Origin of the sequence: Bacillus sp. FSL K6-0268, assembly GCF_038005425.1 — a bacterium.
GTDB lineage: Bacteria > Bacillota > Bacilli > Bacillales > Bacillaceae_G > Bacillus_A > Bacillus_A thuringiensis_S.
Genome location: NZ_JBBOTF010000001.1, coordinates 2021987 through 2033688 on the forward strand (window position 1 = coordinate 2021987; position 11702 = coordinate 2033688).

Here is an 11702-nt window from a genome sequence, read left to right on the forward strand (position 1 = left end):
CCCTTCTCATTATACGCCGCGTTTATTTCCCCATACTAACGCATGAAGCTGGGGCAATACTTTTGCATCATTCATCTCTTTACAATTTACAGCTTTATCAATCAGCCACTCATACTTATCTAATAATTTTTTAATAAGCATTGCATCATCCACTGTTTTTGTATCATCGTTTCCTACTTGCAAGAAAAATGGTACATCTGGATAACGTTCGTGCATCTTAACTGCATATTCAAAATCATGATCATCGAATACTACTACTTTTAAACTAATATCTTTTCCTGCTAGTTTCTGAATAATAGCATCTAACTTCTGAAAATCTGTTTTCATCGTCGAACTTGGTGGTTTTGGAGAAATTGTTACTTCATCAATTTGAAGTAACCAATCTTGCCATTTACTCCCTTGAGTTTCAATTGCCGTCCGCATTCCATTTTCTTTTAATATAGAAAGAAGAAACTCAATATTTTTCAGCAATGCCGGATTCCCGCCTGAAATCGTAACATGAGAAAATTTTTCTCCTCCAATTGCAACAAGCTCATCCCAAATACCTTCTGCTGTCATCTGTCTAATTTGATTTTTAGCTGATCCATCCCATGTAAAAGCAGAATCACACCAAGCGCAGCTATAATCACAACCAGCCGTACGGATAAACATTGTCTTTTGCCCTACAACCATTCCTTCACCTTGAATAGTCGGACCAAATATTTCTAAGACAGGGATTTTACTCATCGAGCATCCACTCCCGTCTTACTTCCGCATAACTAGTCGGCGTCTCAAATAGACGAACAAATTCTACGCGAGCTCCTTTATATTCGTTCACTCGATTCTCTTTAGTTAGTGCCTCTGCCATCTTTTCATAAATCCAAACGACCATATTTTCAGCAGTCGTATTCATTGCAGGTAACGTTTCGTTTAAATAACGATGATCTAAATAAATTTCGATTTCATTCTTCCAAATCTCTTTTATATCACCAAAGTCAATTGCAAGTCCTATTTCATTTACATATCCACTAATTCCAAATACAACTTTATATGTGTGACCATGTAAGTTTTTACATTTCCCTTCATAACAGTGTAAATGGTGTGCTGCATCAAATGTAAATTCCTTGCTGACCATTACTCTTTTATTATGGTATTTGAGCTGTTTACGCTGAATATCCTTGTCCATTTTTTGCAAATTTTCTACGATGCGAAATCCAAAGAAATTATCCATTAGTTGTTCGCTCCTTCGCGTTCTTGTAGGTACGTATCTAATCCTGCTTTACGAAGTTGGCACGCTGGACATTCACCGCAACCATCACCAATGATTCCGTTATAACATGTTAATGTTTTTTCTCGAACAAACTCAAATGCTCCAAGTTCATCTGATAATTTCCATGTTTCAGCTTTATCAATCCACATAAGTGGCGTGTGAATGACAAACGGGTAATCCATGGATAAATTTAAAGTAACGTTTAACGATTTCACAAACACATCACGGCAATCTGGATAACCACTGAAATCAGTTTCACATACACCCGTTACAATATGACGTGCTCCAACTTGTTTTGCTAATACAGCAGCAAATGATAAGAAGAGTAAATTTCGTCCATCTACAAATGTCGATGGCAATTCACCTTCTTCATGTGTAATCTCCATATCCGTTCTCGTTAACGCATTTGGAGCAAGTTGATTTAATAGACTCATATCTAGTACCGTATGCTTTATTCCTAGCTCTTTTGCAATTTTCGCTGCACAATCAATTTCTAGCTTATGACGTTGATTGTAATTAAAAGTTACAGCTTCTACCTCTGCAAACTGCTCTATTGCCCAAAATAAACATGTTGTACTATCTTGTCCTCCACTAAAAACAACAACTGCTTTTTCTTTTTTCATTTCACTCATTCTCCTTCTCTACTATAAATAAGAAGAAAGAACGTTCTTGAACTGTCACAATAAAAAAACAAAACAATACCTAAGGATATTGTTGTTTCCATAGTTTTTTATAGAGGGAGTTCGCGAACCTCTCCCGCGCGGTGCACGGAATTTCTTCTTTCATTGACACAGCTTATTGTAACATATTGTATACTAGCGTAAAAATTTCTGATTTTTCCGCTATTTATTATTTCATTTCTTTCATTTTATAGTATGATTAATTTAATATAAGAAGAGAGGAGGCATCCCACTGAAATCCTTTATTATTTATCTCTTTTTAAATATATTATTCATCCTTATTACAATGCTCGTATATCATTTATTTTGGAATCAAAAAGGGAAACGCTCTCCTAAATTAAATTCAGCTATATTTATTGTATTGTGTTGCCTCGCTACCGTACTCTGTATTACATTTGCAGCAAAAACAAATAATGGTTTTCAATTTGATATGCGCCATATTGTATTAATTGTCGGTACATTAACGGGAGGGCCTATTGCTGGTGGTTCTATCTTAGTTGTATTAAACATATATCGCTTACTATTAGGTGGGGTAGGTGTTTTCCCATCTCTTATCGGTTCTGTTCTTCTATTTATTGTTCTACTATTAACATATAAATTTTTCAATCGAACTTCTAATCGTATAAAAATAACACTTGCTATTATCTACAGTCTCACATACGGATTTAGTTGGATACCTTTCTTTCTTTCAAAGGTTACAAATAAGACTGATTATATACCGCATATTATTGTATATGAGTTATGTTCAATGCTTGGTACGATCCTAATTTTATATTTACTACACATATTACAAACTCAAGTTCGTCTCCAAAACGAACTTATAAATGCTGAAAAGTTTCATTTAATTGGTGAAATGGCAGCGTCTATCTCTCATGAAATTCGCAATCCATTAACTTCAACGAAAGGGTTTTTACAACTGTTACAATCAGATACATGCACTGAGCAGGAACGAAAATTATATATCGACATTGCCATTAACGGCATCGAACAAGCAAATCATGTTCTTACAGATTATTTAACTTTTGCCAAACCAAGCATTGAAAAAGAACAAACATTACAGTTAGAAGAAGAATTACTACATGCATTGTCGTTAATTACACCGCTTGCTAATTTAACAAATGTACGTACTCATTATATAAAGCAAAGCACTTCTTTTTTTATCGCTGGAGAAAAACAAAAACTAAATCAATGTTTATTAAATATTTTAAAAAATTGCATTGAGGCTATGCCAAAAGGCGGTGATCTTTATTTCACATTAGTTCCTGATCATAAGCATATTCAGTTATATATAAAAGATACAGGAATCGGTATGGATTCAGAACAAGTAAAACGTCTTGGTTCGCCTTTCTATTCAACGAAAGAAAAAGGCACTGGACTTGGAATGATGGTCGTATTCAGTGTTGTTCAAGCTATGAACGGAAAAATTGATATTATAAGTGAAAAAGGAATCGGTACAACCTTTTTATTAACTTTTCCACTCATACAAAAAACGTGATGAAATAATCATCACGTTTTTTCTGTTCCTTCAACTAATTCAGCAAAAGCTTTCACTTTTCCGTGCGGTTGTTGATTTTCTTTACGCGCTTTCCAGGCGCGCTCCTCTTCTCGCTTCTTCTTAGACATATTTTTTCAACTCCTTCTTTTCTTTCTCCATGTAGTATTCCAAAATAAGAAAGAAAACTATGCACATATCAAAAAAGAAGTGGTTTCCCACTTCTTCCACTTTAGCGTTGCAAAATTGCATGTTTCGCCTCTTTTAACTGCGTAAGATGTCTTTGTTCATGCAAATCAAGAAATTGAACCCATTGATACAAATTCAGATCATTAAAAACAGGATGCTTTAATCCATTTTCAAATAGATCTTTTTCATCTATAACACTATGAAGCGCGTGTAATAGTTCTTGTCGTGAATGTTCTAGTAATTGAATTCCTTGCTGTTTTTTCATTAAAGTTTCTGTTGGTTGCATTTGCTGAGGAGCTTCTCGTTTATGTGTGCGATCAAGCGTAAGTTGGAGGTCTTTAAATGGAGTCATGTTTCTTTCGTTTTTTTGTAAAGCATATACAAGGGCAGACGTGACAGATTGTTCAACTAAATGCAAGTGGTGTAAAATTTGAGTAATACTCCATTTATCACGGCGTGGCTTTACATTCACTTCTGTATCATTTAACATTTCAATTTCTGATAATAGCGTGCTTCGGGTAGACTGTAATGAGTTTACTAAACTTTCTAAACTCACATCCATATTAGATTGAAGCATACTTGTTCCCCCCTTTTGTTGGTGAAAAGAGGTGCTCCTTATTAGAAACACCTCTTTAGTATTCTGAATTTTCTTTTATTATCTCATCATTTTCCCATTATGTCGATGTTAAACATGTGAAAAAAAGCGCATGTTTTTTACAATTTTGTGTCGTCAATCGCATGTAACCATGCTTCAATTTCTGTAATAACACTTTTCACACAGCCTTCAGCAAATGGTGATGTTAAATTTGCAACTTCTACTAATTCTAAGAACGATTTACTTCCACCTTGTTGGCACAGATTCACATAATCTTCCCACGCCTCTTGTCTATTATCTCTTGCATGTTTCCAAAATTGTAGCGCACAAATTTGAGCAAGCGTGTAATCAATATAATAGAAAGGTGAACTATAAATATGCCCTTGACGTTGCCAAAAACCACCGCGCTCTAAATAATCATTATCCTCATAATCACGATGCGGTAAGTATTTCTTCTCTATGTTACGCCATGCTGTCTTACGCTCTTCAGGTGATGCTTCAGGATTTTCATATACATAATGTTGATATTCATCAACTGATACGCCATAAGGTAAAAACAGAAGTGCTGAACTTAAGTGAGAGAAGTAATATTTATCTGCATCTTCTTCAAAGAATAGCTTCATCCATGGCCATGTAAAAAATTCCATACTCATAGAGTGGATTTCACACGCTTCATATGTTGGCCAATTATATTCTGGAATTTCAAATTTACGACTTTCATATACTTGGAAAGCATGACCTGCTTCATGTGTTAATACATCAATGTCACCAGATGTTCCATTGAAGTTTGAGAAAATAAATGGCGCTTTATAATTCTCAATATATGTACAATATCCGCCACCAGCTTTTCCTTTTTTCGCAACTAAATCTAATAAATCATTATCTAGCATGAAATTGAAAAATTCATCTGTCTCAGCCGATAACTCTTTATACATCGTCTTTCCATGATCAACAATCCAATCCGCATCTCCTTTTGGAGTTGGGTTCCCTGTAGCAAACTCAAAGTTTTCGTCGTAATAAGCTAACTTCTCTACACCGATACGTGCTTGTTGTCGCTTTCTTAATTCCGTTGTAACGGGAACGATATAATCCAGCACTTGCTGACGGTAATTAGCCACCATCTCCGCATTATAATCTGTACGGTACATTCTTGCATATCCAAGTTCAACAAAGTTTTTGAAACCTAAAGATTTTGCGATTTTCGTTCTCACTTTAACAAGCTCATCATAAATACGATCTAGTTCTTCCTCATTTCCAGCTAAAAATCCGTAGTATGCTTCACTTGCTGCTTTACGTTCGCTTCTTTCTTTTCCTTGCATAAACGGAATCAGTTGCGATAACGTTCTTTCTTCTCCAGCAAAGTCAATTTTTGCAGATGCTAATAACTGTGTATATTGCGACGATAATTTATTTTCTAATTGTAAATCTTTCACGACTTCATCTGAATATGTTTTTAAATCACATTCTGCTAGAGCAAATAATTGTTTTTCATAATACGCCTCTAATTCTTCACGAAATGGAGAATTAATGAGTGCCTTATAATATTTTGTACCATATCCTTGTACAACTGGAGAGAATTCATCAAAGAAATCCTGCTCCTCCTTATAAAAAGTATCCGTCGTATCAACAGAATGGCGAATGTAACAAAGGTTTCCCATTGTACCAAAATCGTTGCGAATTTCATTAATTGAATTAATGACTTGTTTTTGTTCTTCTACAGTTTTTGCGTTATCAAACTTCTCTAAAGCAACAGTAAATTTCTCTTTTAACTCTTCAATATTTGGGCGTTTATATTCATAGTCTTTAAATGACATGAACGAGCCTCCTCTCCATTACATACCTTTACTATAATTCAATACGTATTCCCGAATTCCCTCTTAATTTTCAACAAAATTCGGCAGTTACTACCCTGAGTTCATTGCAAATAAAAAAGCCTTGGATTTATTTATCCAAAGCTCCTTTGGAACATATTATTATTTTTCATACTTCCCAATTTTTTTTAATAGATCAAGTAATTCATCTTTTTCATCTTTCGTTAACATTTCAAAAGACTGATGTATAACTTTCTCATGCCCCGGAAAAATAGAAGCAATAAAGTTCTCGCCAGACTCAGTTAATTGCGCGTAAATAACACGTCTGTCATTCGGGCATGGGATTCTCTTTACTAATCCCTTTTTCTCCAGCTTATCTACAACATATGTAATGCTGCCACTGGCTATTAAAATGCGCTCACCAATTTGCTGGAGTGGTTGACCGCCTTTATGATATAGCAGTTCTAATACAGCAAATTCCGTTGGATTTAACCCGTTACTTTGTATAGATTTATTTGTAGTATCCATAACAGAACGATGTACACGAGATAATGCAATAAATACTTTTAAAGATTGAGAAATATCTTCTCGTTCATTATTTGATGTCATACAACTTTCAACCCTTCACTTAAATTCTCAGCAATAAAAAGAAAATGCCACTTCATACTTCATGTGAATTCCGAATGAGCATTCACTCATCCATTTCCTCTCCCCTAATATATTAAGAATCATTCTTGAATAAAAACATGACAATTTTAACATAGTTTATATATAATGATAATAAAAAAAGAAGGAGTACCACATTTGAAAGTCAAATTCCAAAGCATAATTATATATATATTGCTTGTTATCCTACCGACAATAGGGATTGGTGCTACATTTTATTCGTATCATACATATAAAATGAAACAGGAAAACAAATTATCCGCTCATACAGTTCTCTTTTTATATAGAGATTATTTAGATCATCATCTTGGTGAAGCAATTTCTGCTTTAGACATGCTTGCAAAAGTTGTAGGCACCGAGACTGGTAATATAAATGGCATTAAACAAATTGTACATGATACAGATGGAAACGATGCACGCTTTTCTGGTCTATATTACGCTACACCAAAAGGGGTCATTACAATCGCATCTGAAGATGAATCAAAGCCCGTAGATGTTTCAGACCGTAAATATATTCAAGACGTGCTACAAACTAAAAAAACCACTGTATCATCAGTCATTACTGATCGCGTTCTTGGACATAAAGCTATTATGATTGCTGCCCCCATATTCAATAAACAGAAGGAGCTCTCAGGATTATTATTAGCTAGTTTACGCTTTGATTACATTTCATCTTCTTTAAATGCCATTAAACCACAATACCATTTTGAGGTAACTGATAAACATGATGTAGTTTTTCTAACCGATGATAATAATGACACAAGTGATACGCATTCTAATATGCTTACTACTCCACTCCAAAGATTAAATTGGAAGGTCTCTGTTTCACCATTACCTATTCATCAAAAAAACTTATACCAGTGGGTTGCAATAGAGTGTATCGCTACTTTATTTTTAATGTCTATTTTATTTTTACTTGCTCAATATATGTTGTTAAAACGTCAAACAAAACTTGAAAGACAACAAAATGAACTACAGAAAATTGAATTAGTTGGAACTTTTGCAGCAAGTACAGCACACGAAATCCGTAATCCTCTTACTGGAATTAAAGGACTCGTCGCTCTATTAAAAGAGAAATATAAAGATGAACAAGATCAGTTCTACTTTTCCGTAATTGAACAAGAAATAGAGCGAATCAATGAAATTGTAAGTGAATTTCTTATTCTCGGCAAGCCAACCGCCATCATCGAACAAACATATGACGTAAGAACAATTCTAAATGAGGTAGCATTAATTATTCAATCTGAGGCGAATTTACATAACATTGTATTCCATTTACATTTGCCAGACCATCCTGTTCATATCCGTTGTTCGAAAGACCATATGAAACAAGTGGTTTTAAACATTACAAAAAATGCAATTGAGGCCATGACTTCTAGTGATACACTAACCATTGTAGTAAAAAACAATGAAACACACGCACAATTACAGATTACAGATACTGGAAAAGGGATTCCGCAACATATTCAAAAACACCTCTTTCATCCGTTCTTTACTAATAAAGATACTGGAACAGGTCTTGGACTTGTCATATGTAAACGAATTGTAGAGATGTATAATGGGCATATTTTTATTGACAGTACAGAAAACGAAGGAACGACAGTTCATATCGAAATTCCGTTACACATAGTATAATTATCCTTATCCTATAAGGGTAATTATACTTATTTCATAAAACCAGCGACAAGCATTCGCCAAAAATTATTTGATTTTCCTTCATACCCGATTTGGAAAATTGGTATTTTTATAATTGAAAACCATTTCGGTGTTTGTTTTTCTTTATAACACTGATATTGTAAAATAAGCTTGTCCAATTCTTGACTAACTTGAATTGTCTCCCTACTATTTAGCCCACTTGTTAATCCTAGTTGAATCATTTCTTCACGTTTCATATGAATATCACGTGAAAGCTTTTCTAATGTGTACTTCCTTTTTACAGTAAACATCCATATCCCCCTTATTATACTTCCATGCTCTCAACTTCACTTCTCCATTGACCTTTTTAACTACTTAATCATATACAAATTTGAAGAATCAGAAATTTTAACATTTTCTCCCTGTAATTTACAAATCTTTACCCTCACTTTGAGAATTATTACAAATTATTCTATCTTTGTAAATACATTCGCAATAATAGACATTTTTTTCATCTTCTTTTTTTACAAATTCTACGTAAACCGGGGATTCTTAATTTTCCACCTACTTTTCTTCGACATTTTTTGTTTAATTTATATAAAAAAGCAAAACATAATGATGATTGATAAAGTGAAACTTTAATCAGTGTTTTTTGTTCAGCCCCACTGATTATTAGCATTCACCAATCGTGCGTTTATAGGCAGTGAATCTCCCACCTATCCAGCCCAATGTTGAGGTGGGAGTCTTACTACCCACAAATAGCGGGATAACAATAGAAAGGAAATATTTATATGCGAAAATATACGATTACATTGTTCATCATTGTTTTGTTTTTACCGTCCTTCTTATTTCCTATTCAAGCAAATGCTCATACAAATAAAGTTGCTATTGTCATTGATGATTTCGGCAATAATATGAAGGGGACTAATCAAATGTTATCACTTCCCATTCCGCTCACTGTTGCTGTTATGCCTTTTCTTCCTTCCACAAAAGAAGATGCAATAGCCGCCCATAAAAAAGGCCATGAAGTTATTATACATATGCCAATGGAACCTATTAAAGGTAAAAAAGAATGGCTTGGACCGAAAGCAATTACAACCGATTTAAGCGATGAAGAAATAAACAACCGACTTGAACAAGCGATTCAAGAAGTTCCGCATGCAATTGGAATGAACAATCATATGGGGTCAAAAGTAACAGCGGATGAAAGAATTGTTCGCCTTATACTTGCTGCTTGTAAAAAACACGGTTTATTTTACTTAGATAGTAAAACTAATCCTAATAGTGTCGTCCCAAAAATCGGAAAAGAATTAGGAGTTCCTATTATTGAAAACCAACTATTTTTTGATGATGTGTATACAGCAGGACATATTTCAAAACAAGCCCAATTACTCATCAAAAAAATTCAAGAAAAACCTATTATGGTAGCTATCGGGCATGTGGGCCCCCCAGGTGAAATTACATCACGCGTTATTGAAACTTCTATCCCTAAAATTCGTGAGCATGCAGACTTTATTTTTTTATCTGATCTAGCATTATCCCCGCCTCCTGTTTCAAAATAAAGTTTATTACTCACAAAGAAAAGTACCTATCTATATATAACAGATAGGTACTTTTCTTTTTAACTTAAATATAATCTACATGACTCACTCTGAATCCTTTTTTCTCTATTTTTCCGATTAATTGCTTTAATCTTGTTTCATCTAACTCATCTGATATATTTACAATAACGCGGCGGATATATTGATCACCGTTATCGAGTGTAAACAACCCACCGATATTATATGCTTTTAACAATGTCCCAAGCTCTTTAATCGTTCCTTTACAATCTTGTGTTGCAATTGTTAATATATAACCACCTGTCCGCATACCAAATGAATCTTCAATAACATCAAATATATTCGAATGCGTTAACATACCGACAAATTCATTATAATCATTTAGCACGGCTAAAAACGGAAGCCGACGAATCACATAAAAGGCTCTGAAGAAGGAATCCTTTTCAAAAATAAATGCATTGGAATTGTCAAGTATATCTCCTGCACTTACATGCTCTAATCCGCTATTGCATTTTTTTTCTAATAAATCTACTTTATAAATAATCCCCGTGAATTTCTTCTCATCTTCTGCTAATACCGGGATGGCTCGAAATCCCGTTTTGTTCATCGTTTGCAGTGCCTCTTCACCAGAATCATTTATTTTGCAAAATGTTACTTGCTGCTTTGGCAGAAAATGATATTTAACTCGCAAAATATGTTCCTCCTTACATGTCAACATGTAATCTATATATAATAAGGAGACCTATATTTTATGAGTGAAATTATTTTTAAAACGCTTTCATTTATTTATTAACTTGTGGCCATATCACATTCATTTTTATATAACAGAGCTTCTTGCGCCCTTAATCATTAATAATTTCACATGATAGTTCATTAAATATTCTATACCCTCTAGCCATTTTTTCGCTTCTTCTGGCGTTTTTCCCCACACAATCATGCCGTAATTATGAACAAGAACTACTCCTCCACCTTCAATGAAATTCGGAACATTGCTTTCTAATAAATCAGCGAATTTTTTTTCATCTTCTACAATTGGAATGGTCATTTCTGTTATACCTTCTTTTCCGAAAACACGTTCCACACTGCGTTTATCGAACGTTACTTCTCCTTCTTCTCCATATAACTCTGATATTAAATGACTATCTACAGTCTGCACTTGTAAAATACATCCTGCACTACTTTTTTTATAAATATCCGCATGCATAAATGACTCTGCAGCTGGTTTTTCTTCATTTTCAAATACTGACTCGCACATGCAATTTACGACAATAAAATCTTCTTCCGAAAATAGCCCTTTATCTCTTCCCTCAACATTTACTAAAAATGTTAACGGCTCTTTTGACGTACATAGCGACAAACTAATTTTGGTACCATAAAACCAATCACGAAGTGCCAATTCAGATTTCACATCTTTTAATTCATTCCATTTCTTCAGAAAAAATAACATTTCGTCACCCCCGGCATAATATTCATATAAGGTTCGAATCCTTTCTATGTAAAAGGAATATTTTTTGATTATTCTAAAAATTTAATTGAATTATCACATGAGAATGCTTTTTTGTCAATATAGTTTCGCGGTTCTTCTTTAAAATAGGCTATTCATATGTCTATACTCCTATCTATTGCCTATTTCATTTTGTACATAAAAAAATGCACTATTCTTTAATTAAAGAATAGTGCATTTTCCTCACTTTTTATCCCGCTATTTGCTAGGCAGTAAGACCCCCACCTCAAAATGCAGCGAAAGCAAAGAAGTTAGGCGGGGATCGGGCTCTGCCCGTAAAAGCCCGATTGGTGAGGGCTAATAATCAGTGGGGGATAAACAA

Annotated in this window: 13 protein-coding genes and 1 riboswitch; of the genes, 3 read left to right on the forward strand and 10 right to left on the reverse strand. The window is 34.1% G+C overall.

The genetic code is table 11. From position 1 onward, the window contains the following. Positions 1–9: 9 nt before the first annotated feature. Genes queE through queC form a run of 3 tightly spaced genes read right to left on the reverse strand, consistent with a single transcriptional unit; the run spans position 10 to position 1872 of the window. The gene (queE, locus tag MHI28_RS10405) at positions 10–726 is read right to left on the reverse strand and encodes a 7-carboxy-7-deazaguanine synthase QueE (RefSeq protein ID WP_000036305.1); all 717 of its coding nucleotides are present in this window, start codon (positions 724–726) and stop codon (positions 10–12) included. Then, a complete protein-coding gene (gene queD / locus MHI28_RS10410) occupies positions 719–1210 on the reverse strand; it encodes a 6-carboxytetrahydropterin synthase QueD (RefSeq protein WP_000368414.1) in 492 nt (163 codons plus the stop codon). The genes queE and queD overlap by 8 nt, the downstream gene beginning before the upstream one ends. After that, entirely contained in the window at positions 1210–1872 is a 663-nt protein-coding gene (gene queC / locus MHI28_RS10415) for a 7-cyano-7-deazaguanine synthase QueC (protein ID WP_000711598.1), read from the reverse strand. The genes queD and queC overlap by 1 nt, the downstream gene beginning before the upstream one ends. Before the next feature lie 93 nt (positions 1873–1965). Continuing rightward, positions 1966–2009: riboswitch (PreQ1 riboswitch) on the reverse strand. Positions 2010–2215: 206 nt separating this feature from the next. Here queC and kinB point away from each other — a divergent pair. Then, positions 2216–3424 (forward strand): sporulation sensor histidine kinase KinB, encoded by a 1209-nt coding sequence (gene kinB, locus MHI28_RS10420; protein WP_002083096.1) that lies wholly within the window; start codon positions 2216–2218, stop codon positions 3422–3424. Positions 3425–3435: 11 nt separating this feature from the next. On the opposite strand, the gene MHI28_RS10425 is transcribed toward kinB, so the two are convergent. The 4 genes from MHI28_RS10425 to MHI28_RS10440 form a co-directional block, all read right to left on the reverse strand. After that, a complete protein-coding gene (locus MHI28_RS10425) occupies positions 3436–3552 on the reverse strand; it encodes a DUF6254 family protein (protein ID WP_000038355.1) in 117 nt (38 codons plus the stop codon). Positions 3553–3653: 101 nt separating this feature from the next. Further along, positions 3654–4187, reverse strand: coding sequence for a DinB family protein (locus MHI28_RS10430; protein ID WP_000941975.1), 534 nt, complete (start codon positions 4185–4187; stop codon positions 3654–3656). 137 nt (positions 4188–4324) lie between these two features. Beyond that, complete coding sequence (locus MHI28_RS10435; protein ID WP_000008587.1) at positions 4325–6019, reverse strand: M3 family oligoendopeptidase; 1695 nt, start codon at positions 6017–6019, stop codon at positions 4325–4327. A gap of 159 nt (positions 6020–6178) precedes the next feature. After that, entirely contained in the window at positions 6179–6625 is a 447-nt protein-coding gene (locus tag MHI28_RS10440; RefSeq protein WP_000203336.1) for a MarR family winged helix-turn-helix transcriptional regulator, read from the reverse strand. 195 nt (positions 6626–6820) lie between these two features. Here MHI28_RS10440 and MHI28_RS10445 point away from each other — a divergent pair, with 195 nt between their 5' ends. After that, positions 6821–8317, forward strand: a complete 1497-nt coding sequence (locus MHI28_RS10445) for a DUF3149 domain-containing protein (RefSeq protein WP_000865060.1) — start codon at positions 6821–6823, stop codon at positions 8315–8317. Positions 8318–8346: 29 nt separating this feature from the next. On the opposite strand, the gene MHI28_RS10450 is transcribed toward MHI28_RS10445, so the two are convergent. Next, positions 8347–8628: an aspartyl-phosphate phosphatase Spo0E family protein gene (locus tag MHI28_RS10450; protein WP_000495536.1), complete on the reverse strand. Its 282-nt coding sequence runs from the start codon at positions 8626–8628 to the stop codon at positions 8347–8349. A gap of 480 nt (positions 8629–9108) precedes the next feature. On the opposite strand from MHI28_RS10450, the gene MHI28_RS10455 reads away from it, so the two are divergent. After that, positions 9109–9879: a divergent polysaccharide deacetylase family protein gene (locus MHI28_RS10455; RefSeq protein WP_001234134.1), complete on the forward strand. Its 771-nt coding sequence runs from the start codon at positions 9109–9111 to the stop codon at positions 9877–9879. Between the two features lie 64 nt (positions 9880–9943). Here the strand turns inward: MHI28_RS10455 and cbpA are convergent, their stop codons facing one another. Both cbpA and MHI28_RS10465 read right to left on the reverse strand, forming a co-directional pair. After that, a complete protein-coding gene (cbpA, locus tag MHI28_RS10460; protein ID WP_001264213.1) occupies positions 9944–10567 on the reverse strand; it encodes a cyclic di-AMP binding protein CbpA in 624 nt (207 codons plus the stop codon). Positions 10568–10693: 126 nt separating this feature from the next. Further along, on the reverse strand, positions 10694–11323 hold the full coding sequence (locus MHI28_RS10465; RefSeq protein WP_000896006.1) for a class II aldolase/adducin family protein: 630 nt from the start codon (positions 11321–11323) through the stop codon (positions 10694–10696). Positions 11324–11702: the final 379 nt, after the last annotated feature.